This window comes from Streptomyces sp. O3, from assembly GCF_054788135.1.
In genome coordinates this window covers 23,865-47,555 of the sequence record NZ_JBTVYK010000046.1, presented here as the reverse complement: position 1 = coordinate 47,555, position 23,691 = coordinate 23,865, and the positions used below count along the sequence as shown (strand labels likewise).

19 protein-coding genes are annotated in these 23,691 nt (G+C 72.8%); 11 read left to right on the top strand and 8 right to left on the bottom strand.

Annotated elements, in window-relative coordinates; all coding sequences use genetic code 11:
- Positions 1–37: 37 nt before the first annotated feature.
- Genes ACX6XY_RS22295 through ACX6XY_RS22285 form a run of 3 tightly spaced genes read right to left on the bottom strand, consistent with a single transcriptional unit; the run spans position 38 to position 2,415 of the window.
- Positions 38–421, bottom strand: coding sequence for a DUF3037 domain-containing protein (locus ACX6XY_RS22295; protein WP_460333504.1), 384 nt, complete (start codon positions 419–421; stop codon positions 38–40).
- On the bottom strand, positions 418–1,335 hold the full coding sequence (locus tag ACX6XY_RS22290; RefSeq protein WP_460333501.1) for a HipA family kinase: 918 nt from the start codon (positions 1,333–1,335) through the stop codon (positions 418–420). Before ACX6XY_RS22290 ends, ACX6XY_RS22295 begins: the two co-directional genes overlap by 4 nt.
- A 54-nt stretch (positions 1,336–1,389) precedes the next feature.
- Positions 1,390–2,415, bottom strand: a complete 1,026-nt coding sequence (locus ACX6XY_RS22285; RefSeq protein WP_460333498.1) for a glycosyltransferase family 2 protein — start codon at positions 2,413–2,415, stop codon at positions 1,390–1,392.
- A 91-nt stretch (positions 2,416–2,506) separates the two neighbouring features.
- Here ACX6XY_RS22285 and ACX6XY_RS22280 point away from each other — a divergent pair, with 91 nt between their 5' ends.
- Complete coding sequence (locus tag ACX6XY_RS22280; protein ID WP_460333495.1) at positions 2,507–4,486, top strand: GtrA family protein; 1,980 nt, start codon at positions 2,507–2,509, stop codon at positions 4,484–4,486.
- Here ACX6XY_RS22280 and ACX6XY_RS22275 read toward each other — a convergent pair.
- Positions 4,428–5,300, bottom strand: coding sequence for an MmyB family transcriptional regulator (locus tag ACX6XY_RS22275; protein ID WP_460333492.1), 873 nt, complete (start codon positions 5,298–5,300; stop codon positions 4,428–4,430). The two genes, ACX6XY_RS22280 and ACX6XY_RS22275, sit on opposite strands and share 59 nt — an antisense overlap.
- 159 nt (positions 5,301–5,459) lie before the next feature.
- Here ACX6XY_RS22275 and ACX6XY_RS22270 point away from each other — a divergent pair, with 159 nt between their 5' ends.
- Positions 5,460–6,314, top strand: coding sequence for an SDR family oxidoreductase (locus ACX6XY_RS22270; protein WP_460333489.1), 855 nt, complete (start codon positions 5,460–5,462; stop codon positions 6,312–6,314).
- A 70-nt stretch (positions 6,315–6,384) separates the two neighbouring features.
- Here ACX6XY_RS22270 and ACX6XY_RS22265 read toward each other — a convergent pair whose 3' ends face one another.
- Positions 6,385–7,947, bottom strand: a complete 1,563-nt coding sequence (locus tag ACX6XY_RS22265; RefSeq protein WP_460333486.1) for a pectate lyase family protein — start codon at positions 7,945–7,947, stop codon at positions 6,385–6,387.
- A 608-nt stretch (positions 7,948–8,555) separates the two neighbouring features.
- Between ACX6XY_RS22265 and ACX6XY_RS22260 the strand changes: the two genes are divergently transcribed.
- The 6 genes from ACX6XY_RS22260 (at position 8,556) to ACX6XY_RS22235 (ending at position 18,135) form a co-directional block, all read left to right on the top strand.
- The gene (locus tag ACX6XY_RS22260; protein ID WP_460333483.1) at positions 8,556–8,786 is read left to right on the top strand and encodes a hypothetical protein; all 231 of its coding nucleotides are present in this window, start codon (positions 8,556–8,558) and stop codon (positions 8,784–8,786) included.
- 101 nt (positions 8,787–8,887) lie between these two features.
- Positions 8,888–9,697: an HlyD family efflux transporter periplasmic adaptor subunit gene (locus tag ACX6XY_RS22255; RefSeq protein WP_460333480.1), complete on the top strand. Its 810-nt coding sequence runs from the start codon at positions 8,888–8,890 to the stop codon at positions 9,695–9,697.
- Positions 9,694–12,114, top strand: a complete 2,421-nt coding sequence (locus ACX6XY_RS22250; protein WP_460333477.1) for an NHLP family bacteriocin export ABC transporter peptidase/permease/ATPase subunit — start codon at positions 9,694–9,696, stop codon at positions 12,112–12,114. Before ACX6XY_RS22255 ends, ACX6XY_RS22250 begins: the two co-directional genes overlap by 4 nt.
- Before the next feature lie 61 nt (positions 12,115–12,175).
- Entirely contained in the window at positions 12,176–15,238 is a 3,063-nt protein-coding gene (locus ACX6XY_RS22245; RefSeq protein WP_460333474.1) for an NHLP bacteriocin export ABC transporter permease/ATPase subunit, read from the top strand.
- 103 nt (positions 15,239–15,341) lie between these two features.
- Entirely contained in the window at positions 15,342–17,453 is a 2,112-nt protein-coding gene (locus ACX6XY_RS22240) for a S9 family peptidase (RefSeq protein ID WP_460333471.1), read from the top strand.
- 154 nt (positions 17,454–17,607) lie between these two features.
- Positions 17,608–18,135 (top strand): Rieske (2Fe-2S) protein, encoded by a 528-nt coding sequence (locus tag ACX6XY_RS22235; RefSeq protein WP_460333468.1) that lies wholly within the window; start codon positions 17,608–17,610, stop codon positions 18,133–18,135.
- On the opposite strand, the gene ACX6XY_RS22230 is transcribed toward ACX6XY_RS22235, so the two are convergent.
- Positions 18,122–18,763 (bottom strand): cysteine hydrolase family protein, encoded by a 642-nt coding sequence (locus ACX6XY_RS22230; RefSeq protein WP_460333465.1) that lies wholly within the window; start codon positions 18,761–18,763, stop codon positions 18,122–18,124. The two genes, ACX6XY_RS22235 and ACX6XY_RS22230, sit on opposite strands and share 14 nt — an antisense overlap.
- 143 nt (positions 18,764–18,906) lie before the next feature.
- Between ACX6XY_RS22230 and ACX6XY_RS22225 the strand changes: the two genes are divergently transcribed.
- Positions 18,907–19,377, top strand: coding sequence for a pyridoxamine 5'-phosphate oxidase family protein (locus tag ACX6XY_RS22225; RefSeq protein WP_460333462.1), 471 nt, complete (start codon positions 18,907–18,909; stop codon positions 19,375–19,377).
- 83 nt (positions 19,378–19,460) lie between these two features.
- On the opposite strand, the gene ACX6XY_RS22220 is transcribed toward ACX6XY_RS22225, so the two are convergent.
- Positions 19,461–20,363 (bottom strand): LysR family transcriptional regulator, encoded by a 903-nt coding sequence (locus tag ACX6XY_RS22220; protein WP_460333459.1) that lies wholly within the window; start codon positions 20,361–20,363, stop codon positions 19,461–19,463.
- 74 nt (positions 20,364–20,437) lie between these two features.
- On the opposite strand from ACX6XY_RS22220, the gene ACX6XY_RS22215 reads away from it, so the two are divergent.
- Complete coding sequence (locus ACX6XY_RS22215) at positions 20,438–21,475, top strand: DMT family transporter (protein ID WP_460333456.1); 1,038 nt, start codon at positions 20,438–20,440, stop codon at positions 21,473–21,475.
- A gap of 156 nt (positions 21,476–21,631) precedes the next feature.
- Here ACX6XY_RS22215 and ACX6XY_RS22210 read toward each other — a convergent pair whose 3' ends face one another.
- A complete protein-coding gene (locus ACX6XY_RS22210) occupies positions 21,632–22,963 on the bottom strand; it encodes an aminotransferase class I/II-fold pyridoxal phosphate-dependent enzyme (RefSeq protein WP_460333453.1) in 1,332 nt (443 codons plus the stop codon).
- A gap of 35 nt (positions 22,964–22,998) precedes the next feature.
- On the opposite strand from ACX6XY_RS22210, the gene ACX6XY_RS22205 reads away from it, so the two are divergent.
- On the top strand, positions 22,999–23,685 hold the full coding sequence (locus ACX6XY_RS22205) for a pyridoxamine 5'-phosphate oxidase family protein (protein ID WP_460333450.1): 687 nt from the start codon (positions 22,999–23,001) through the stop codon (positions 23,683–23,685).
- Positions 23,686–23,691 lie beyond the last annotated feature (6 nt).

Below are 23,691 nucleotides of genomic sequence, written 5' to 3'. Positions count from 1 at the left end.
CCCCTGGGACGCGTCTGGAGCGCGTCTGGAGCGCCCCTCAGCGCACCAGGAGGTCGAGGAGGCGCTCCACCTCCGCCCGCGGGTCGGCGGTCAGGCCGGTGTGCACCGGGCCCGGCTGCACGACGGTCGAGCGCGGGGCGATCAGCCAGCGGAACCGCCGCCCGGCGTCGTCGCGGGCTGCCTGTCCCGCCGCCTCGCCGCCGTGGCAGACGCCCTCGACGGCGCGCAGCGCGGCCCGTACCCCGGCGACGTCCGCGTGCGGGTCGAGTGCGGCCAGTTTGGCCTCGTCGAGGTGGGTGCGGGCGGCCACGAAGGTCCTGGCGCGGCAGTACACCACGACGCCCGCGTTGAACTGTTCGCCGCGCTCCACGCGCGGGACCACCCGCAGCAGCGCGTACTCGAAGACATCCCGCTCGCTCACTTGGCGCCGCCCTCGCTCTCGACCGTGTGCGCCGCCGCGCGCCCGGTTTCACGTCCGGCTTCGTGCCCGGCTTCGCGTCCGGCCTCGCGGGTGGTGTGCGGCCAGGGGGCCAGATGGTCGGTCAGCCAGCCGGGCGCCGCCGACGCGGGGCGCTCGGTCCGCGGCCCCAGGGTGATCCGGTCCGCGAGGCCCGCTACGCGCGCGTACAGCACGGAGACATAGGCGCGGCGCAGCTCGTCGGGGTGGTCGAACCCCGGCTCGTCGACCAGCCAGGCGTCCGGGACGTCGGCGGCGACCTCGTCGAGCAGGTCATGGGTGACGCGCGGGGCGAGCTCGGCGGCCGCGGCGGCGACGTCGGGCCCGAAGGGGGCCAGGACGTGATCGGACGCGTCGTAGGGCTTCGCGGCCGCGGCGTCCGCGGTGCGCCAGTTGTGGTGCCAGATCATGCTGGCGCCGTGGTCGATGAGCCAGGGGTCGCCGTGCCAGACCAGCATGTTGGGGTTGCGCCAGGAGCGGTCGACGTTGTTGACCAGCGCGTCGAACCACACGATCCGGCCCGCCTCATCGGCGGCCATCTCATAGGCGAGCGGGTCGAAGCCGATCGAGCCGGGCAGGTAGTCCATGCCCAGATTGAGTCCGCCGCTCGCCTTGAGGAGCTCCTGCACCTCCTGGTCCGGCTCGGCCAGCCCGATCGCCGGGTCGAGCTGGATCCCCACCAACTCGGGCACCCGCAACCCGAGTCGGCGCGCGAGCTGTCCGCAGATGACCTCGGCGACCAGGGTCTTGCGCCCCTGCCCGGCGCCGGTGAATTTCATGACGTACGTGCCGAGATCGTCGGCCTCGACGATGCCGGGGAGCGAGCCGCCCTCACGTAGTGGTGTCACGTAGCGGGTCGCGATGACTTCTGTCAGCATTTCCCCAGGCTATACGGCGTGGCTCCCTGGAAATCCACGGCTCCACGGCCATGTTCACCGGGACAGGGACACCAGCCTGAGCAGGCGGACGAGTCGGCGGGAGGCCGCGGGAGCGGGGCCGGGGTCGTCCGCCATCTCGCTCGGCACGAAGTCCGCTCCGCGCGAGGGCGCCGGGTAGCGCAGGTGTGCCAGCCGGGCCTGTTCCTGCCGGGAGTACATGAACGACTCGAGGATGTAGCCGACGAGCAGCACCAGCACCGCGATGATCATGATGGCGGCGGCCAGGACGGCGGTCGGAATCCGCGGCACGGTGCCCGACTGGGCGAACTCGACGACGATGGGCAGCCCCAGCGCCAGCGAGGTGGTCATCAAGAGCGCGGCGATCACCGAGTGGAACTGCGAGGGGCGCTGCCGTCGGGCCAGCCCCAGGATGAGTCTGAGGATGCGCCAGCCGTCGCGGTAGGTGCGCAGCTTGCTCACGCTGCCGGCCGGGCGGTCCTTGAAGTCGACCTCGATCTCGGCCGTCGGCAGGCGCAGGCTGAGCGCGTGCACGGTCATCTCGGTCTCCGTCTCGAACTCCCGTGACAGCGCGGGAAAGGACTTGACGTACCGTCGCGAGAAGACGCGGTAACCGCTGAGCATGTCGGTCACGTCGTTGCCGAACAGCGCGCGGACGGCCCCGGTGAGCATCTTGTTGCCGACCGCGTGTCCGGACCGGTACGCGGTCTCGACGACCTCCCGGCGCGCGCCGACCACTTGGTCGTAGGGGCCCGCGAACAACAGGTCGACCATGTCGCGGGCGCGCGAGGCGTCATAGGTGTCGTCGCCGTCGATGATCAGCAGCGCGTCGGCCTCGACGTCGGCGAAGGCGCGGCGGATGACGTTGCCCTTGCCCTTGCGCGGCTCGTGTCGCACGATCGCGCCCGCCGCCCGCGCCTTCGCGACGGTGTCGTCCGTCGACGCGTTGTCGTAGACGTAGATCAGGGCCTCCGGCAGGGAAGCGCGCAGGTCGCGCACCACCTTCCCGATGGCCGCCGCTTCGTTGTAGCAGGGGACGACGCAGGCGATGGTGGGGCTCATCGGCATCCTTCAGAATGACGGATTACTACATATAACGGTCGACACTATGCAGTTTGTGCACTTTTCGCTTTCCGGGGGTTAACTTTGGCGCATGCTGGAGTCGACGCCGACGGAGCGACACACGCCCGCATGGGTACGGAAGATCTGGCGGGAGGTCGCCGCGTTCGGCGCCGTCGGCGCGGTCGCGTTCCTCGTGGAGACCGCGAGCTTCAACCTTTTGATCCTCGGCTCGGCGGGCGGCGGCGGCCCGCTGCGCGGTGCGCCGGTGCTGGCCTCGGCCGTCGCCACCCTGCTCGCCATGGCGGTCAGCTGGTTCGGCAACCGGCACTGGACCTACCGCGACCGGAAGGGCCGGATCGACCGGCGCGAGGTCGCCTGGTTCCTGGCCGCCAATCTGGCGGGTCTCGTCGTCACGGCCGTCCCCGTCTACGTCGCGCACGAGCTGCTCGGACTCAGCTCCCCGTTGAGCGACAACGCGGCACGGCTGTTCGGGTGGTCGGCGGCCACCCTGCTGCGCTTCACCGTGTACCGCAGTCTCGTCTTCGCCCCCGCCCGAGAGGACTCCGCACCCGTGCCCGGCGTCACCGGACGGCGGGCCGCGGCGCTCCGCGGCGGTCCGTACTGGCCGTGGGTTCTCGGGGCCGCCGCGGCGGTCTGCGGCTACGCCGTGTCCGTCGTCTTCCATCCGGGCTTCCTCAGCCAGGACAGCGTCGAGCAGTGGCTCCAGGCGGAGGGCGTCCGGCCGGTGACCGACTGGCACCCGCCGGTGATGGCCCTGCTGTGGCGGACCCTCGTCGACGTCACCGGGGCGCTCGCGGCGATGGCCGCGCTCCAGGCCGCGGTGCTGTGGGGAACGCTGTGGGTCCTCGCCGTCGTCGTCTGGAAGCGCACCGGCAGCCGACCGCTGTCGCTGCTGGTGCTCGCGATCGGCCTGGCGCCCCATGTCATGACCTTCACGGGCGTGGTGTGGAAGGACACGCATATGGCCTACGCGCTGCTCGCGGCGTGCGCGGTCGCGCTCCTCGCGCGCGAGCTGCCCGCGGGCCGCGACCGCACCCGCTGGGCGCTGCTGGCGCTGGGCGTGCTGTTCCTCGGCTACGCGATCCTGGTCCGGAAGAACGGCTTCCCGGCGGTGGTCCCGGTCTTCGTGCTGCTCGTTCTCGCCCTCTGGCCGAAGCCCGGCCGACGCCGCTGGCTGATCGCCGTCGGCTCGTTGCTCGCGGTCACGGCCGTGGGCGGCGTGGTCGTGTCCTCGGTCACCCAGCCGGTCGCCACCAGACAGTACGCGCAGATCCCGCTCGACGACGTGGTCCATGTCCTCACGCCGGAGCAGGTGCGCACCGCGGCCGAGACGGCGGGCGCGGACCCGGAGTTCCGGGACGCCCTCGTCGCCACCGCCCAGAAGTGCCAGCGGCGGGACATTCCCACGGACGCCTACTTCGCCTGCTACCCGCGCACGCCGGGCGACCGTGCCATCGGTCCTTCGATCCCCGCCGACCACGCCGACGTGCTGGTGTCCATGTGGGTACGGCAGATGCCGCGGCACGCGGCCGACTACGTCGCGTACCGCACCCGCGTCTTCGCCCGGTTCCTCTTCCAGAGCAACCTGCCCTACTTCAACGGCGACTGGCCGGGCACGCCGGACAACGTCACGGTGAACCCGGAACTCAACTCCGCCCTCAGGTCCTATGTGACCGGCTTCGTGCGGGACGTTCCGGTGCTGTTCCAGGGCTGGTTCTGGCTGGCGCTGGCCCTGGTCCTGGCACTGCGGCGGCGCTGGCGCGGCCCGTGGTCCCGTGAGCTGCGCCTGCTCGGCGCCAGCGCCGTGCTCTACCTCGCGACCTATCTGCCCACCGCGCCGGAGTCGAACTACCGGTACATGTACTGGCCCGCGCTCGCCTGCACCCTCGCGGCGGTCCTGATCGCGTCCTCCCGCCTGGCGCGCCGCCGCGCGGCCCTCGACGCCTCGGCCCTCGACGCCTCGGCCCCCGACGCCTCGGCCCCCGACCGAGCTACGCCCGCCGACGGCCGGGTTCGTTCGCGTCCGCTGTCATGTCCTGACTGCCGATGACCGAGAGGAGTTCCAGCTGGGCGGCGCCCTCGGTGCCGACGGGGGCGGCGAACCACAGCAGGCGCTGGCGTCCGTCCTCGCTGAACAGGCTGTGGCAGTCCAGTTCGATGACGCCCAGCGCCGGGTGGACGATGCGCTTGTGGTCGGTGCGCCGGAGTGCGACGTCGCGAGTGTCCCAGAGCGTCGCGAACTCCTCGCTGCGCCGACGCAGTTCGGCCGTCATCTGGTGCACCTCGGGGTCGCGGCCGCGCCGGGCGGCGACGGCCAGCAGGTCGGCGACGAGGACCCGCGAGTGGTGGGGGTGGTCCTCGGGAGGGTAGACGGCCCGAGCGCCGGGGTCGGTGAACCAGCGGTAGACGAAGCTCGCCGCTGGACCGCGCGCCGCCTGGGGGCGTCCGAGCAGCGCGACGGCCAGCGGATTCTGGACGAGCGTTTCGTGCAGGTCGGTGATGACCTGGGCCGGGGTGGCCGTGAGCTGGTCCAGCAGGCCGAGCAGGCCCGGCTGGACGTGCGCGGCCGGGCCGTGGGCCGTCGGCGGGAGCCGCCGGTCGGCGAGGTGGAACAGATGGTCGCGTTCGTCGCCGTTCAGGCGCAGGGCCCTGGCGAGGGCGGCCAGCACCTGGGCCGACGGCTGAGCGCCGCGGCCCCGCTCCAGCTCGGTGTAGTAGTCCGCCGACAGCCCGGCCAGCTGGGCGACCTCCTCGCGCCGCAGGCCGGGCACCCGGCGCCGGGGCCCGCTGGGCAGGCCGACGTCGGACGGGCGGACCAGGGCGCGCCGGGACTTCAGAAACGCGGCGAGTTCCGTGTGGTTCACGCGTCCATCGTCCCGTGCGCCGGTGAGCTGAGCCAGGGGACGACAACCCCTGGGTGGGCGCAGCCATGGCTGGCCCGTTCGTGCCGGTTCACACTGAAGACGCAAACGACGAACACGGCATAAGCCTAATTTCGCCCAGAATCATCGGCAGGAGTCTCCGTGTCCCCCCAGGAATCCGCTCAGGAATCCGCTCAGGAATCCGCTCAGGAATCCGCTCAGGAATCCGCTCAGGAATCCGCTCAGGAATCCGCGCAGAGCAGCACCCCGTCCGCCCCCGGCGCCGACGGGGCCCGCGTCGCCGTCGTCACCGGCGGTTCGCGCGGCATCGGCCGCGAGACGGCGACCCGGCTGGCCGCCGACGAGTACGCCGTCGTGGTCGGCTACGCGGGCAACCGCGATCTGGCCGAGGCCGCCGTCCAGGACATCACGGCCGCCGGCGGCCAGGCGGTCGCCGTCCGGGCCGACGTCGCCGACGAGCAGCAGGTGTCCGCGCTGTTCGGGGCCGCCGAGTCCGAGTTCGGCGGCGTCGACGTCGTCGTCCACGCGGCTGGCCGGATGTATCTGGCTCCCGTCGCCGACCTGGACCTGGCGGAGCTGGACGCCGTGCACCGCACCAATATCCGCGGCACCTTCGTGGTCGCCCAGCAGGCCGCCCGGCGCGTCCGCGCGGGCGGGGCGGTGGTCATGTTCTCCACGTCCGTGGTGGGTCTCGCCTTCCCCGGTTACGGCGCTTACAGCGCGAGCAAGGGCGCGGTCGAGGCGCTCACCCTGATCCTCGCGCGCGAGCTGCGCGGGCGGGACGTCAACGTCAACGCGGTGGCGCCCGGCCCCACCGCGACCGACCTGTTCTTCGAGGGCAAGGACGAGGAGACCGTCGCCCGGCTGGCCGCCCAGGCCCCGCTCGAACGGCTCGGCACGCCCGCCGACATCGCCGGTCTGGTGGCCTTCCTCGCCTCGCCCGCCGGTCACTGGGTCAACGGCCAGGTCGTCCGCGCCAACGGCGGCATCGTCTGACACTCTCATGCGGCAGGCGGGGTCCAGTGGATGCCGGACCCCGCCTGCCGCAGGGATCGGGGGGCAAGTCCTAGCCTGAGTACGTCTCGTACTCGGCGACCCGCGGAGTGCCGGTCGAGCTGGTGATCTCGAAGGTGATCTTGCGCAGTGTGGTCTGCGGGAAGGTGATGACGCCTGCCCCGCTGCCGGAGGTCAGCACGGTGCCGGTGTCGTGGTCGATGACCCGCCAGGACCCGACGGCGCCCGCGGAGCCCGACGCCTCACGGATGGTGATCGCCGACACGGTGGTGGCGGAGCCCCACTTGATGGAGATGGAGCCGGTCGAGCCGGTCGGTGACCAGTAGGTGTCCAGGTCGCCGTCCCGGACGTTGCCGTAGCTCGTGCCGCTGGCCTTGCTGGAGCCGTCGGAGCCCGCCCCGATGCTGAGGTTGGTCCCGCTGGGCGGGGTCGGCCCCGGCGTGGGGTCGGTCGGATCCGGCGTCGGGTCGGTCGGGCCCGGTGTGGGGTCGGTCGGCGTCGGCGTCTGCGGCGAGCAGTCGCCGTCCGACACCCGCAGCCCGTTGTCCGCGCCCGCCGTCTGGCTCACGATGCCCGGCACACAGCTGGCGTCGTCGAGGCTGTGGGCGTAGGGGATGCTGACGGAGGTGGTGGACCGCGGGTCGGGACCGGCGGGGTGATAGTCCCCGCCGGGGCTCGACCAGGTCACGTTGTCGAAGACGTTGCCGTTGACCTGCCAGTAACCGGCCGCGTCGGTGTAGAAGGTGCCCAGGACGTCCTTGGAGTCCTGGAAGTAGTTGTGGTCCAGCCTGGCGCGTGCTCCGGCACGGGAGTTGATGCCGGACGAGTTGAGGCTCACGTAGTGGTTGTTGTACATGTGCGCTATGCCGCCGCGCAGTAGGGGCGCACGGGAGTCGATGTTCTCGTACCGGTTGTGGTGGTACGTGATGAAGCTGTTGGAGCGGTCGCTCTCGCTGGAGCCGACGAGGCCGCCGCGCCCGGAGTCGCGCAGGATGCTGTAGGACAGGGTCACGTACTGGGTGTTGTTCTTCAGGTCGAAGAGGCCGTCGAACCCCTCGGACTCCCCGCCGGACGCCTCCAGCGTGGTGTGATCGACCCATACGTTGCGGACGTTGCGCTCCATGCCGATGGCGTCGCCGCCGTTGGACGTGGGCGAGCCCGACTTCTTGACGTTCCGCACGGTCACGTTCTGGATGATGATGTTGCTGGCGTCGCGCAGGTGGATGCCCAGCTGGTCGAAGACGGCTCCGCCGCCGACGCCGACGATCGTGACGTTGCTGACCTCCTTGAGCTCGATCACGCCGTCGGCGGTGTTGCAGCTGTCGCCTGACACCTTGCTGGTGTTGCCGTGGTGGATGGTTCCCTCGACCTCGATGGTGATCGGGGTGCTGCCGCTGGCCCGGCCGCACAGGGCCGCGTGGATCGCGGTCCCCGTGGTGGCCCGTACCGTCTGGCCGCCCGCGCCGCCGGTGGTCCCACCGTTCTGGGTCGCGTAGCCGGTGGCGCCGCCGGTCGCGGCCGACGCCTCGGGCATCGCCACCGCCGCACCGGTCGCGGCCGCGACGGCCATCGTGGCCAGCGCCGCGCAGAGTCGCACTACGACGGGTCGTTTCATCCTCGCCCTGCCTCTCGTCTTCACACGCCGGGTCATTCGGTCGCGGCAGGCGCCGGGACAGCCGTCCTGCCGGTAGGGCCCCACCCTCTAGAGAAAGCGCTTTCTGCCGCGAGAATAGGGAGCCTCCACGGGCCTGGCAAGCCTTTGCGCGGACCCGCGCCCACCCGTCACATGACGCACGCGCCGGGCCCGTCCGCCTCACCCGGAGCGGTCGCGCCCTCACCGGACGTCGCTACCGGAAACCTGCACATCGTGTGCTCCGGTCGTACGCGCCCTTTCACGAGTCGCCGCCGCGCCCGATATATCCCGCACCTCTTTGGTGCGCGTACGTCCCTTTTTGCGCCCACCGCCGTGCGGCCCTCCCGAATCTGTTACTCGATTCTGCGAAGAACCTGTCACCATCCAGTGAACGGAACGCCACTCCCCCGCCCCGATACGGCGCGTTCACCGCTGTACGGCGCCAACTCGATTGGCTCGGCCGACCGTTCGCGTGCTTCCATCTTCCGCACCGCGGCAGCTCGGGAAATGGCTCCGGATATCGGGGCGTCAGTTCCCTGCCCGCGGTGTACTGATGGAGAATTTCCAACCAAGGAAGGGAAGTGCGCGAAATGCGTAACGACCTCGAGACCCGTGAGATCGCCGACGCCGAGCTGGACGCCGTCGCCGGTGGTGTCGTCAGCGTGAACGGCGGCCTGGCCGGCGCCCTGACCAACGACGTCAACCACGTCGTGGACACCGTGGGCTGCCTCGAGACCGTGCAGAGCGTGCAGGGCGTGGCCGCCGCCGCTCCCGGCCTGGTGCAGGGCATCTCCGGCGTGCACGTCAACGCCGGTCTCTGAGCGTGCCGTACGTGAACCCCGGAGCCACCGTGTTCCGGGGTTCACGACACAGTTCTCGGCACAGTTTCTCGGCAGTCGAATTGCGGTTGAAGGAATAGCTCGTGCAGTTTCGCCAGAAGGCGCTTTCCCGGCTGCAATCGCCAGAAGAACTCGATCTTCCGGTGCGTTTCGCCCGTCCCCAGGGCCGCCTCGCCCTCGCCGTCACGCTCGTCGTCATCGCCGCGGCCGCCTTCTGGGCCCTCACGGGCTCGGTTTCCGCCAAGCTGAGCGCACCCGGCATCCTCACCCTCGCCGAGGGCGGTTACCGGCTGCAGAGCCCGTACGCGGGCCAGGTCACCGAACTCCTCGCGGAGGAGGGCCAGCTGCTGGCCCCGGACGCGCCCCTGCTCACGGTCCGTACGAACCAGGGCGAGGAGCGGACCGTGACCGCGGTGGACAGGGGCCGGGTCACCGCGCTCGTCGCACGGACCGGCCAGGTCATCACGACCGGCGCGGACGTGGCGGTCGTGGAGCGCGTGAAGCATCCGGACGACCCGCTGGTCGCCTTGCTGTACGTGCCGCACGGCAGCGGCCCGACGATTCCCGTGGGCGCGGCGGTCGACCTCGCCGTGCAGTCCGTGCCCCAGCAGCGGTTCGGCGTGCTGCGCGGCCGCGTCAAGGCGGTCGGCCGGGCGCCCCAGTCGCGGGAGCAGATCGCCGGGTTCCTCGGTGACGGCGGGCTCGCCGAGCGGTTCTCGCGCCAGGGCAACCCCGTCGCCGTACTGGTGGAGCTCGAGCGGTCGTCGGCCACCGCGTCCGGCTACCAGTGGTCCTCGGCGGACGGCCCCCCGTACGCCCTCGGCTCCCAGACGCCGGTGAGCGCCGCCGTCCACCTCGCCGCGCAGCGCCCCGTCGACTGGCTGCTCCCATGACCACGCCACACGAGACCACGCCGCACGAGACCGCCCCGACCACGGCGCGGACGCCAGCCCAGACGCCGCTGGCACCGGCACCAGCACAGGCCCCAGCACCAGCACCAGCGGAGACACCGGCCCCGGCGGCGTCGTCCGAGGCCCCCCGGCTGCCACCCGCCGGACGCCGCCGCCACCGCCCCGCGCCCCCGGACGCCGCACCCCAGAACGCCGCGCGCCGCCGCCGTCGGCCCGCGCCCGCCACGCGCCGCCGCGGCGGCGGCAGGCCCCGGACCGTACGCACCCCCACCGTGCTCCAGATGGAGGCGGTCGAGTGCGGCGCCGCCGCGCTGGCCATGGTGCTCGGCCACTTCGGCCGTCATGTCCCGCTGGAGGAGCTGCGCATCGCCTGCGGCGTCTCCCGCGACGGCTCGCGCGCCAGCAACCTGCTCAAGGCCGCCCGCGGCTACGGGCTGAAGGCCAAGGGCATGCAGATGGACCTGGCGGCGCTCGCCGAGGTGCGCGCCCCGGCCGTCCTGTTCTGGGAGTTCAACCACTACGTCGTCTACGACGGCATGGCCCGCCGCTTCGGCCGCCGGGGCGTCTACGTCAACGACCCCGGCAAGGGACGGCGGTTCGTCGCGCTGGACGACTTCGACACCAGCTTCACCGGCGTGGTGCTCACCTTCGAGCCCGACGCCGGCTTCCGCCGCGGCGGCCGCAAGCCGGGCGTCCTCGGTTCCGTACCGGCCCGGCTGCGCGGCACGTCGGGCACCATGCTGGCCGCCGTGGTCTCCAGCCTCCTGCTGGTGGCCGTCGGCGCCTGGGTCCCCGCGCTGAGCCGCACGTATATCGACATGTTCCTCATCGGGAACCAGTCGTCCCTGCTCGGCGTGGTCTTCGCGGCGATGGCGACCGCCCTGGTGCTCACCGCGACGCTCACCGCGATCCAGCAGGCCAACCTGCTGCGCGGGCGGGTCATCACCTCCACGCTGGGCAGCGCCCGGTTTCTGCGGCACCTGCTCAGACTGCCCGTCACGTTCTTCGCCCAGCGCAACCCGGCGGACCTCGTCCAGCGCCTCCAGTCCAACGACGCGGTCGCCGAGACCCTCGCCCGCGACCTGGCCGCCGCGGGCGTGGACGCGGTGGTCGTGGTGCTCTACGCGGTGCTGCTGTGGACGTACGATCCCCAGCTCACGGTCGTCGGGGTGCTGATCGCGCTGCTCAACCTGGCGGCCATGCGGATCGTGATCCAGCTGCGCGCGGTCAACACCCAGAAGCTGCGCGCCGAGAGCGCCCGGCTGACCAACACCTCCTACAGCGGCCTGCAGCTCATCGAGACGATGAAGGCCACCGGCGGCGAGAACGGCTTCTTCCGCCGCTGGGCGGGGCAGCACGCGAGCACCCTCGACGTGCAGCAGCGGCTCGGCGTGCCCAGCGCGTGGCTGGCCGTGACCGCGCCCACGCTCGCGGCCCTGAACAGCGCGCTGATCCTGTGGATCGGCGGTCTGCGCGCGGTGGAGGGGCAGCTGACGGTCGGTCTGCTCGTCGCCTTCCAGGCGCTGGTGACCAGCTTCACCGCGCCGATCACCCGGCTCAACGGCGTGGCCGGGCGGATCCAGGACTTCGCCGCCGACGTCGCCCGGCTCAAGGACGTCGAGGCCTTCCCCGTCGACCCGGTCTACGCACGGCGCGACCCGGCCGCCGGTACCCGCCGCCTCAAGGGCCTGGTGGAGCTGGAGGCCGTCACCTTCGGCTACAGCCCGCTGGACGCCCCGCTTCTGACGGACTTCTCACTCTCGGTCGGTCCGGGACAGCAGGTCGCGCTGGTCGGCGGCTCCGGCAGCGGCAAGTCCACCGTCTCCCACCTGATCGCCGGGCTGTACGCCCCCTGGGAGGGCGCCATACGCATCGACGGGATGCGCCTGGCGGACATCCCGCGCGGGGCGCTGTCCGCCTCCGTCTCCTTCGTCGACCAGGACGTCTTCCTCTTCGAAGGCACGGTCCGCGACAACGTGGCGCTGTGGGACCCGTCCCTCACCGACGAGGCCGTCACCGCCGCGCTCGAAGACGCCGCCGTACTCGACGTGGTCGCCCGTCGGCCCGGCGGTGTGCACAGCCGGGTCGAGCAGGACGGGCGCAACTTCTCCGGTGGCCAGCGCCAGCGTCTGGAGATCGCCCGTGCGCTGGTGCGCCGCCCCAGTGTGCTGGTGCTCGACGAGGTGACCAGCGCGCTGGACGCGGTGACCGAGCGGGTCATCATGGACAACCTGCGACGGCGCGGGTGCGCGTGTGTGGTCATCGCCCACCGGCTGAGCACGGTGCGGGACAGCGACGAGATCGTCGTACTCGACCGGGGCACGGTCGTGGAGCGCGGGCGGCACGAATACCTGGTGGCCGCTCAGGGCCCGTACGCCCGGCTGGTCAGGGAGCGCTGAGGTGTCGGGCGAGGGAGCGGCTCACGCGGAGGTGACGCACGCAGAGGTGTCGCATACGGGGGTGACGCATGCGGGAGTGGCGCGCACGGGGGTCGCGGGCACGCGTCAGGCTGACCCGGTCGTCGCGGCGCTGGGCGCGCTGGGCGCGCCGGTGGACTGCGCGGGCCTGCGCAGCCTGAACCTGGAAGGGCCGTTGGTGCTGTGGCTCGTCGTGGCGGGCGAGCTCGACCTGTTCGCCGTGGACGCGGCGCAGGTGGGGCACTGGCACTTCCTGGGCCGCCTGGAGCCGGGCGCGCTGCTGCTCGGCCCGGTCGATGGGCCCGCGCACACCCTGGTCGGCAGGCCGTCGCGGGGCTGCGTCCTGCGTCGGATCGAGCTGCGGGAGCTGAGCCGCCCGGAGTACGGCGACCCGTGGCCGGGGGCCGGGGGGTCGCACAGCGCGCAGCCGGGTGCCGGGTGGTCCGGTGACGGATGGTCCGATCCCGGATGGTCCGGTGACGGGTGGTCCGGTGGCGGATGGCCGGACGCCGGGTGGAACGCGGCCCCCTACGCCGCCGGACAGTTGCACGCCGACCAGGCCGCCTGGTACGGCCCCGCCGAAGCGACGCTCAGCCCCCTGGAAGACGCCTTCGCACGCGGCGTCGGCCGCGGCCTGCACGTGCTCTACCAGGCACCGCTCGACGGCCGCGCCACACCCGCGCAGCCCGCCGCTGCCGCCCCCGCTGCCGCCTCCGTCGTCCCTGCCGCCGACGACGAGATCCTGTGGATGCGGATCGTCCCCGGAAGCGTGCACTACGGCGCGGCCTACGAGGGGTACGAGGACGAGACGACCGGCACCCTGCTGGTCGACCCCGCGCTGTGGCAGAGCATGGTCGACCAGCAGTACCGGCTGCTGTACGCCCTCGACGACTGGATCGAGCGGCTGGAGCGCGCCCACGAGGACCGTACGGCCGCCGGTATCGAGGCCGGTCAGGCCGCCCGTACCCAGGCGGACCAGGCCCTGCTCGCCGCCATCAACCGCTCCGCCGGGGCCGCGCGCGCCCGCGCGGGCGACGACGACGCGACGTACGCCGCGTGCCGCCTGGTCGCCGACGAGGCCCGGATCACGCTCACCGATCCGGGCGCGGCGGGCGCCGCAGGCACAGCGGACGACCGCACCGACCCGGTCGAGCGGATCGCGCTCGCCTCGCGCATCCGTACCCGCGACATCAAGCTCGACGGCCACTGGTGGCGCGAGGACAGCGGACCGCTGCTGGGCCGCCGCGAGCGGGACGGCACCCCGGTCGCGCTGCTGTGGCGGCGCGGCGGCTATCGCGCCGTCGACCCGGTCACCGGCCGACGCCAGCGCGTCGGCCGGGCCGACGCGGACGCTTTCGAGCCGCGCGCGGTCATGTTCTACCGGCCGTTGCCCGACCGGAAGCTGGGCCTGCTCCCCCTGGTGCGCTTCAGTGTGCGCGGCACCCGCGCGGAGCTGCGCACGCTGCTGCTCGCCGTCCTCGTCGCGGTCGGCCTCGGCGCGCTCGTGCCCATCGGGACCGGAAAGGTGCTCGGCGAGTACGTGCCCGCCGCGGAGCGCGGCCTGATCGTCCAGACCGCTGTCGCGCTGATCGCGACCAGCGTCGTCTCGGCGGTGTTCCTGCTGCTCCAGAACGTCTGTGTGCTGCGGATCGAGGGCCGGATCGAGGCCACCCTGCAACCGGCGGTGTGGGACCGGCTGCTGCGGCTGCCGTCGCGGTTCTTCGCGGACCGCTCCACCGGCGAGCTGGCCAGCGCGGCGATGGGCATCAGTTCCATCCGGCGCGTGCTGTCCGGCGTCGGCCCGGTGACCGTCCAGGCGAGCACCGTCGGCGCCATGAGCCTGGTTCTGCTGCTGGTCTACAGCGTGCCGCTGGCCCTGGTCGCGCTGGCCATGCTGCTCGTCATCGCCGCGCTGTTCCTCGGTCTCGGGCTGTGGCAGCTGCGCTACCAGCGCCGCCTGGTCAAGCTCGGGAACAAGCTCAACAACCAGGCGTTCCAGACCCTGCGCGGCCTGCCCAAGCTGCGGGTCGCCGCGGCCGAGAGCTTCGCCTACGCGGCCTGGGCGCGGGAGTTCGCCCGTACCCGCGAGCTCCAGCAGCGCATCGGCCGGATCAAGAACCTGATCACGGTGCTGAACGCCGTGGCCCTGCCGCTCTGTACGCTGATCATGTTCATGCTGCTGGCGGGACCGGCCCGCGGCTCGATGTCCGCCGCCGCGTTTCTCACCTTCAGCACGGCCCTGACCATGATGCTGTCGTCGGCCACCCAGCTGACCGGCGCGCTGCTCTCGGCCGCCGCCGTGCTGCCGATGTTCGAGCAGGTGAAGCCGGTCTTCGACGAGGTCCCCGAGGTACGGGCCGCCAGCACCCAGCCAGGTGCGCTCAGCGGCCGCATCGAGGTCCGGCAGGCGTCGTACCGGTACACCGACGACGGTCCGCTCGTCCTCGACGAGGTCAGCCTGGAGATCGAGCCGGGCGAGTTCGTGGCGGTCGTCGGGGCCAGCGGATGCGGCAAGTCGACGCTGCTGCGGCTGCTCATCGGCTTCGACCGGCCGCTGTCGGGCAGTGTGCTGTACGACGGCCAGGACCTGGCGGCGCTGGACCAGGCGGCCGTGCGGCGTCAGTGCGGTGTCGTCCTGCAGAACGCCCAGCCGCTGACCGGCTCCCTCCTCGACTGCATCCGGGGCTCGGGCGCGTACACCCTCGAAGAGGCCTGGGAGGCCGCCGCGATGGCGGGACTCGCCGAGGACATCAAGGCCATGCCGATGGGCATGCACACCATGCTGTCCGACGGCGGCGGCACCGTGTCCGGCGGCCAGCGCCAGCGTCTGATGATCGCTCAGTCGCTCATCCGCAAGCCCCGCATTCTCTTCTTCGACGAGGCCACCAGCGCCCTGGACAACGAGGCCCAGCGCGTGGTGATCGAGTCCACGCGCGCGCTGCGCGCCACGCGCGTCGTGATCGCCCACCGGCTCTCCACGATCATGGACGCCGACCGTGTGATCGCCCTGCGAGACGGCCGGGTCGTCCAGCAGGGCACGCCCGCGGAGCTGCTGGCCGACACGGCGGGCCTGTTCCATGAGCTGGTGCGCCGCCAGATGCGCTGAACACCGCGGCTGGACGGCTGGACGGCTGGGTGGCTGGGCGGCTGGACGGCGGCGCGGAGAATCCCGTTTCCCGACCCGGTGTCCGCCTGTCAGAGTGCCCGGCATGAACAGCCGTGACTTTCCCCGCCAGTTCGCCCGCACACGCCGCTTCTCGCTCGGTGTGCCCCGTGCGTTCACCGTGTCACCCGACGGCGACCGGGTGCTGTTCCTGCGCACCACATCGGGCGAGGACCCGGTGAGCCGCCTGTGGCTGTACGAGGACGGCGAGGAGCGGATGCTCGCCGATCCGACGGTGCTGAACCGGGACGGCGCGGTGCCCGACGCGGAGCGCGTGCGCAGGGAACGCGCTCGGGAGACGTCGGACGGGGTGGTGTCGTACGCGACCGACCGCCACGCGCGCGTGGTGGCGTTTCCGCTCGGGGGCGCGCTCTGGGTGGTGCGGACCGACGCGGGCGGCGGGCTCCCGCGCCGTGTCCCGACGGCCGGTCCGGTGATCGACCCGAGGCCGTCGCCGGACGGTTCCGTCATCGCGTACGTGTGCGGGGGCGCCCTGCGTACGGTGCGCGCCGACGGCACGGAGGACCGGCCGCTCGCGGAACCGGAGTCGGCGGATGTGACGTACGGGCTCGCCGACCATGTCGCCGCCGAGTCGATCGGCCGCCACCGTGGCTACTGGTGGGCCCCGGACGGCACGGCGCTGCTGGCGGCGCGGGTCGACACCGCCGCGGTACAGCGCTGGTACCTGTCCGACCCGGCCCGCCCGGAGCGCCCGCCCCGGCAGGTCCGCTATCCGGCGGCGGGCACGGCCAACGCCGTGACGAGCCTGCACCTGCTGCGGCTCGACGGGAAGCACGTCCGGGTCCGTACGCCCGACGCGGTCGCCGCCGACTGCCACCCGGCCGGCGACTGGACCGACACCGCCCTCGAATACGTGACCAGCGCGGCCTGGGACCCGGTCGGTCCGCTGATCTCGCTGCAGACCCGTGACCAGCGCTCCGACTGCGTCTTCGGCGTCGATCCGGACACCGGCGAGACGGAACCGCTGCACCACCGCCGCGACGACGCCTGGGTGGAGCTGATGCCGGGCACCCCGGCGCGCACCGGCTCCGGCGTCCCCGTACTGCCCTGGACCAGGGATGACACGCCGGGCCTGCGGATCGGGGACGCCGTCACCCCGCCGGGGCTGCGGGTCGCCGAGGTGCTGGGCACGGTCGGCGACCGCGTGCTGTTCACCGGGGGCGAGGAGCCGACCGAGGTCCATGTGTGGTCGTACGCCCCGGACGACGGCTTCGTCCAGGTCAGCCGGGAGCCGGGGGTGCACACGGCCGCGGCGGGCGGCGACACGCTGGTGCTCGACTCCCGTACCCCCGACGGGCACACCGTGACGGTGCTGCGCGGCGGCGAGGCCACCGGCACGATCGATGTACGGGCCGCCGAGCCGCTGGTGCGCCCCGCACCGGCCCTGCTGCGGCTGGGCGAGCGGGAGCTGCGCGGCCACCTGTATCTGCCGACGGGCCACCGGCCGGGCAGCGGGCGGCTGCCGGTGCTGCTCAACCCGTACGCGGGTCCCGGCCTGCGGGTCGTGGTGCGGGCCAGGGCGTGGTGGTCGGCGGTCTCGCAGTGGTTCGCCGATCAGGGCTTCGCCGTCCTGGTGACGGACGGGCGCGGCACACCCGGCCGCGGCGCGGCGTGGGAGAAGGCCGTACACGGGGACCAGCTGACTCCGGTGCTCCAGGACCAGGTGGACGCGCTGTACGCGGCGGCGCGGACGCGTCCCGACCTCGATCTGGAGCGGGTGGCGATCCGCGGCTGGTCGTTCGGCGGGTTTCTGGCGGCGGGGGCGGTGCTGCACCGGCCCGACGTGTTCCGCGCGGCGGTGGCCGGTGCGGCTCCGACCGACATGCGGCTGTACGACACACACTGGAAGGAGCGCCATCTGGGCCACCCGGACCACCAGCCGGAGAACTATGAGCGCTGCTCCCTGGTGGCCCGCGCGGACCGCCTGACCCGGCCGCTGCTCCTGGTGCACGGGCTCGCCGACGACAACGTGGTGGTCGCGCACCTGCTCAGGTTCTCCGCCGCGCTGCTGGCGGCGGGCCGCCCGCACAGCGTGCTGCCGCTGTCCGCGGCGACGCATCTGGCGACGGGCGCGGGTGTGGCCGACGCGCTGCTGCTGCACGAACTGGATTTCCTGCGGAAATCGTTGGAACTTTGAACGGACCGGCGCGCCGGTCCGTATGACTCCTCGAAGACTGCACGACGGTAGGACCGCACGCCGTGAAGACCTCGCTACGTGAAGACCTCGCAATGTGATGACCTCACGGCGGCGCAGACCGCATGACAGCCGACGCACTCCAGGAGAGACCGGTATGACCGCTGTAGAGGAACCCGCTCCGACGCATCCCGCGCGCAGTCCGTCCCGCCGCGTCATCGTGTCCGCGGTGGGCGCGGCCGGGCTCGCGGCGGCACTGGCGGCCTGCGGGGACTCCGACGACGCGGGGTCGTCGGACCCGGACCAGTCCACGCCGCCCGGCGCCGACCCGTCTGAGCAGGCGACGGGCACCGGTGACACGGACAGCGGCGGCACGGACACCAGCGGCACGGACGGCGGTGAGGTGCTCGCACGGACCGCGGACATCCCGGAGGGCGGCGGCACGGTGTTCAAGGACCAGAAGGTGGTGGTCACACAGCCGACTCCGGGCGAGTTCAAGGCCTTCTCGTCCACCTGCACCCACCAGGGCTGCACGGTACGGGACGTCAAGGGCGGTACCATCAACTGCCCGTGCCACGGCAGCAAGTTCGACCAGGCCGACGGCAGCGTCGCGAACGGCCCGGCGACCCGTCCGCTGCCCGCCGCGCGGATCACCGTGGAGGGCGACACGATCAGGCGCGCGTAGCGGGAGGCCAGTTGGCCAGCACCTCGTCGGTCGTGGTGAGCGTGGCGACCAGCGCGAGCGTGTTGCGGATCATCGCCGGGGTGTAGTCCGCGGGCACCCCGGCGACGGCGTCCCTGGGCACCACGACCGTGTAGCCCAGGTTCACCAGGTCGAACACGGCGTTGGGAACGGCGACGTTGGCCGAGACCCCGGCGACGATCACCGTACGGCAGCCGAGGTTGCGCAGCAGCGGGTCGGCGTCGGTGCCCGCGACCGGCGAAAGGCCGTGCAGCCGCCGCAGTACGAGGTCCTCGTCGGCCAGCTCGATCGGCGGGGCGATCCGTACCGCGTCGGTGCCGGAGAGCTGTTGCACGGGGAGCCGCCCCGCGGCGCGGAACAGCCGGGCGTTGCGGCTCGCGCCGCGCCCGTCGGGGCGGCGCTCGGCCACCGCGTGCAGGACCTGGACGGCGGCCGTGTGCGCGGCGGACACCAGGCGCGCCACATTGCCGAGCGCGCCCGACGCCCGTGCCTCCTCGGCGAGTTCGGGCAGCGCGCTGTCCGTGCCGACCACGCCCCGCTGGCACTCCACGGTGAGCAGCGCCGCGGTGGCGGGATCGAGGAGTGCGGCGAGTTCTTCGTTCGTCGGCATGAGTCCCCCTGTCACGGGATGCGGCGCGGCGTGAGCGGAGTGCGTGAGCGGAGTGCGCGAGGGTAACGCCCATTGCGTAGCGGCGGAAGACGCCCCATCCTCGGCTGACGTAACGTCAATAGCCGATCGCACACGGAGGACCCATGGCCGTCACCCAGCGCAGGGGCCGCAGGATCATGATGACGCCGGACGAACGGGACGCCTTCCTGACCGAACAGCGCACCTGCCGGGTGGCGACCGTGTCGCCAGACGGCGCGCCGCACGCCAGCACGCTCTGGTTCGTCTGGGACGGCGACGCCCTGTGGCTGTACTCCCTCACCCGCAGCAGGCGTTGGGCCGACCTGCGCCGGGATCCGCGGATCGCCGTGGTCGTCGACGCGGGCGAGCAGTACGGCGAACTGCGCGGCGTCGAGCTGTCCGGCACGGTGGAGTTCATCGGCGAGGCTCCGCGCGGGGGCGAGCCGTGCGCCGAACTGGAGACTCCGGAGCGCCTCTTCGCGCGGAAGAACTTCGGCATGGACGAGATGCCGCACGACGGCAGGCACGCCTGGGCGCGGCTCACCCCGGACGCGATCGCCTCCTGGGACTTCCGCAAGCTCGCCGCACCACGCTGACCCGCCACGCCGCGCTGACCCGCCACCACACTGACCCGCCGCGCCGCGCTGGCTCACCGCGCTGAGCGCACCCGGACGCCGGGTCAGCCGACCTCCGCTCCCGCCGTACGCAGCGCCTCCACCGCCGCCCGGATCGACGGGCGGCGATCGGCGTCCGCCCGCCACACCGCGTACACATGACGTCGTACGCCCTGCCGGACCGGCACCACGCGTACCCCGTCCGGCACCGCGCCGCGGCCCAGGCGCGGCGCCACACAGACCCCGAGCCCGGCGGCGACGAGCGCCAACTGCGTGTGATGTTCCTCCGCGCAGTGGCTCACGCGCGGCTCGACCCCCTTGGCCCGCAGCGTGAACATCAGCCAGTCGTGGCAGTACTCGCCCTCCGGCCAGGAGATCCACTCATCCGTGGCGAGCTCTTCCAGGTCGACCTCGTCCCGGTCCGCGAGCCGGTGCCCGGCGGGCATCACCACATCGGCGGGGTCGTCGAGCAGGGACGCCCGAGCCAGCCCCTCGGGCACCGGGAGCGGCTTGTTGTACCAGTCGAGTACGACGGCCAGATCGAGATCGCCGCGTATCACCCCCGCGGCGCCGTCTCCGGGTTCCCGCTCCCGTGAGGTGACCCGGAGTCCGGGGTGCCGCTCCCGCAGAGCGGTCAGCGCCGCGGGGAACAGTCCGCGCATGGCGGTCGGGAAGGCGGAGATCCGCAGTTCGCCGACGACCCGGTCGCGTTGGGCCTCCAGATCGGACTGGGCCAGTTCGACCTGGGACAGGATGCGCGCGGCGTGGTCGGCGAGCAGCCGCCCAGCGTCGGTGAGACGGATGCCGCGCCCGTTCTTGGCCAGCAGCTGCTGGCCGACCTCGCGCTCGAGCTTGGCCATCTGCTGCGACACGGCGGAGGTGGTGACGTGCAGCCCCGCCGCGGCGCCGCTGACCGAGCCATGCCGGGCGAGGGCGTCCAGGGTGCGTAGGCGCTCCAAGTTCAACATATAAGCAATGCTACGCGATAAGGCTCAGAGAATATCGATTGTGCTACGAGATCCGGTCGGTCAGGCTGCTGTGCATGGCACCCACCGCGTCCCGCACCCCGGCCGTGTCCACCGCGCTCGCCGACCACACGCCCACGCCTCCCTCCGCCGCCGGCGCGGCAGCCTCCGGCCCGTCCGCCGCCACCCCGTCCGCCTCCGGCCCGTCCGCTTCCCCTCCCGCGCCGCGGCGTCCGGTCGTGGACTGGCGCATCCGCTTCGCGTTCCTGTCCGCCGTCTGGGGCTTCAGCTTCCTGCTGATCAAGGTCGGCACCGAGGCGTACGCGCCCTTTCACGTCACCTTCGGGCGGCTGCTGTTCGGCGCCGTCGTGCTGGGCGTCGCGCTCGCCGTACGCGGTGAGCGGCTGCCGCGCGGAGCGCGCACCTGGGGTCATCTGGCGGTCTCGGCGCTCCTGCTCAACGCCGCGCCGTTCTCGCTCTTCGCCTACGCCGAGCTGACCATCCCCTCCACGCTGGCCGGAATCTGCAACGCCACATCACCGCTGTGGGGCATGGCCCTGTCGCTGGCGGCCCTGTCCGAGGACCGGCCGACCCGGCGCCGGGTCGCGGGGCTCGGCCTCGGCTTCCTCGGCGTGCTCACCGTGCTGGGGGCCTGGCAGGGATTCAGCGGCCTGGACGTCCGCGGCACCGCGCTGGCGCTGCTGGCCTCGCTGTGCTACCCGATCGGCTGGATCTACGTCCGCCGTACGCTGGCCGACAGCGGGCACTCGAACCTGTCGCTGACGGGCGGCCAGTTGCTCCTGGCCACCGCGCAACTGGCCGTGGTGACCCCGCTGTTCACCTCGCTCCCGGCCCACCTGCCGGTCGTTCCGCTGCTCGCGGTGGCGGCGCTCGGCGCACTCGGCACCGGCCTCGCGCTGCTGCTCCAGTACGGCCTGGTCGCCGAAGTCGGCCCGACGACCGCCCAGATGGTCACGTACTTCATCCCGGTCGTCGCGACCGCCGCGGGCGTGACGCTGCTCGGCGAACCGCTGACCTGGTCCACACCGGTGGGTGCGGTGATCATCCTGGCGGGCGCCGCCCTCACCCAGTCCGGGCCACGCACACGACGCTAGGGCTCGCCCCACAGCGGAACACGCCTGGGACGCGGCGGCCTGGCACCCGCCGGGCCCGCCGTGCAGCCCCTGCGTCAGAGGCGTGCGCGACCGCGACGCGCACGCCCCTGGCGCACCGCCGAGAAGCCGCGAGACCGCGGGGCCGGGGCACACCGCTCACTCGTGCCGCCGCGCGGGCGCCGGTCCCACCGCGGCGGCGACCGCGTCGGCCAGCGCGTCGATCTCATCGGGTGACAGCGACGACACGGTGATCCGCACGCCGTGCGCGGTGTCCATCCGGAAGCGCGCCCCCGGCGCGACCGCCCACCCGGCGTGCAGCAGCCGTGCCACGGCCCCCGTCTCGTCCGGCACCGGCACCCAGACGTTCAGCCCGCTGCGCCCGTACGCGACGACGCCGCGCCGGGCGAGCGCGGCGATGAGGGCGTCACGGCGCTCCCCGTAGCTCGCGGCGACGACGCGCGCGTCCACCGCGCCCGTGGTCCACAGCCGCACCACGGCACACTGCAGCAGTCGGCTCACCCAGCCGGGACCGAGCCGCTGTCTGCCCCGCACCTGGTCGACCGTGACCGGGTCGCCGGTGAAGACGGCCAGCCGCAGATCCGGCCCGTACGCCTTGGCCACCGAGCGGACCAGGACCCAGGAGTCGGTGCACCCGACGACCGGGTTCGGCGGCAGGTCGACGATGCCGTGCCCGTGGTCGTCCTCGACGAGCAGCACCTGGGGGTACGCGGCGAGCACGGATTTGAGCGCACGCGCGCGTGCCGCGCTCACCACGGCCCCGGTCGGGTTCTGCGCCCGGCCGGTGACGATGACGGCCCTGGCCCCCTCGCGCAACGCCCGCTCGACCGCGTCCGGCAGCGGCCCCTCGTCGTCGACCCGCACCCCGACCGCCCGCAGCCCCAGGGCCGGGATCAGATCGAGCAGGCTGCCCCAGCCCGGATCCTCCACGGCGACCGCGTCACCCGGCCTGAGGTGGACGGCGAGCACCCGCTCGATCGCGTCGAGCGCCCCGGACGCCACCCCGACCGGGCCGTCCGGGACGCCGTCCGCGTCGAAGGCCGCGCGCACCCATCGCTCCAGCTCGGGCTCGACGTCCTCGGCCCCGTACAGCACGGGCCGCTCGGCCGCGCGCTCCCCGGCCGCCGTCAACGCCTCGGTGAGCGAGGGCAGCAGGGCCGGGTCCGGGTTACCCATGGAGACCTCGCGTACCCCTGGCGGCGCGTCGACGCGGATCGCCTCGCGCGCTGTGCTGGCGGGCCTCTGGCGTACGCGACTGCCCCGCCGCCCCGCGGTCTCGATCACCCCGCGCTCGCGCAGGGTGCGGTACGCGGCGGCGACGGTGTTCGGGTTGACGCCGAGCTGGGCGGCCAACTCCCGCATAGGCGGGAGGAGCTGACCTGGCTCCAGGTCACCGCTCCGCACCGCGCGCTCCACACTGGCGGCGATCTCAGCTGCGCGCCGCCCCTCGATCCTATATCCTCCTAGCACAAACAACATTATGCACTAGTGCAATGGAGAACGCCATGACCGTGCAGCCGGACGCCGCCGCCCAGCCGCCGACCGACTACACCCCGACCGACCGCACCGCCCCCACCCGCGCGCGGGACCGCGCCTCGTACGACCGCACGCTGGTGCACTCGATCATCGACGAGGCGTACGTGTGCCATCTCGGCTTCGTCCGGGACGGCGCGCCCGTGGTGCTGCCCACGATGCACGCCCGCCTGGGCGAGCGGCTGTACGTACACGGGTCGAGCGGCTCCCGGCCGCTGCGTATGGCGGGGCGGCCCGATCCCGGCCTCGCGGTGTGTCTGACGGTCACCCATGTCGACGGCCTGGTGCTGGCCAGGTCCGCGTTCCACCACTCGCTCAACTACCGGTCGGTCGTGGTGCACGGCGTCGCCCGCCAGGTCACCGACCCGGACGAGAAGCGCGTCGCGCTGGACACCCTGGTCGACCACGCGATCCCAGGCCGCTCGCGGGACTCCCGCCCGGCCGACGCGAAGGAACTGGCCGCCACCGCGGTGCTCCGGCTGGACCTGGAGGAGGTGTCGGCGAAGGTGCGCACCGGCGGGCCGAGCGACGACGCGGAGGACGCCGGACTTCCGCACTGGACCGGCGTGATCCCCGTGGTCAAGGGCCACGGCACCCCGATACCCGCCGACGACCTGGCCCCCGGCATCGAACTCCCCGACTACCTCAAGGCGCTCTGACCGCCC

Coding starts and splice junctions, on each gene's coding strand:
- ACX6XY_RS22290 (WP_460333501.1), bottom strand. CDS start 1,335: ATGCTGACAGAAGTCATCGCGACCCGCTACGTGACACCACTACGTGAG.
- ACX6XY_RS22285 (WP_460333498.1), bottom strand. CDS start 2,415: ATGAGCCCCACCATCGCCTGCGTCGTCCCCTGCTACAACGAAGCGGCG.
- ACX6XY_RS22280 (WP_460333495.1), top strand. CDS start 2,507: ATGCTGGAGTCGACGCCGACGGAGCGACACACGCCCGCATGGGTACGG.
- ACX6XY_RS22265 (WP_460333486.1), bottom strand. CDS start 7,947: ATGAAACGACCCGTCGTAGTGCGACTCTGCGCGGCGCTGGCCACGATG.
- ACX6XY_RS22260 (WP_460333483.1), top strand. CDS start 8,556: ATGCGTAACGACCTCGAGACCCGTGAGATCGCCGACGCCGAGCTGGAC.
- ACX6XY_RS22250 (WP_460333477.1), top strand. CDS start 9,694: ATGACCACGCCACACGAGACCACGCCGCACGAGACCGCCCCGACCACG.
- ACX6XY_RS22240 (WP_460333471.1), top strand. CDS start 15,342: ATGAACAGCCGTGACTTTCCCCGCCAGTTCGCCCGCACACGCCGCTTC.
- ACX6XY_RS22235 (WP_460333468.1), top strand. CDS start 17,608: ATGACCGCTGTAGAGGAACCCGCTCCGACGCATCCCGCGCGCAGTCCG.
- ACX6XY_RS22230 (WP_460333465.1), bottom strand. CDS start 18,763: ATGCCGACGAACGAAGAACTCGCCGCACTCCTCGATCCCGCCACCGCG.
- ACX6XY_RS22225 (WP_460333462.1), top strand. CDS start 18,907: ATGGCCGTCACCCAGCGCAGGGGCCGCAGGATCATGATGACGCCGGAC.
- ACX6XY_RS22220 (WP_460333459.1), bottom strand. CDS start 20,363: ATGTTGAACTTGGAGCGCCTACGCACCCTGGACGCCCTCGCCCGGCAT.
- ACX6XY_RS22215 (WP_460333456.1), top strand. CDS start 20,438: ATGGCACCCACCGCGTCCCGCACCCCGGCCGTGTCCACCGCGCTCGCC.
- ACX6XY_RS22205 (WP_460333450.1), top strand. CDS start 22,999: ATGACCGTGCAGCCGGACGCCGCCGCCCAGCCGCCGACCGACTACACC.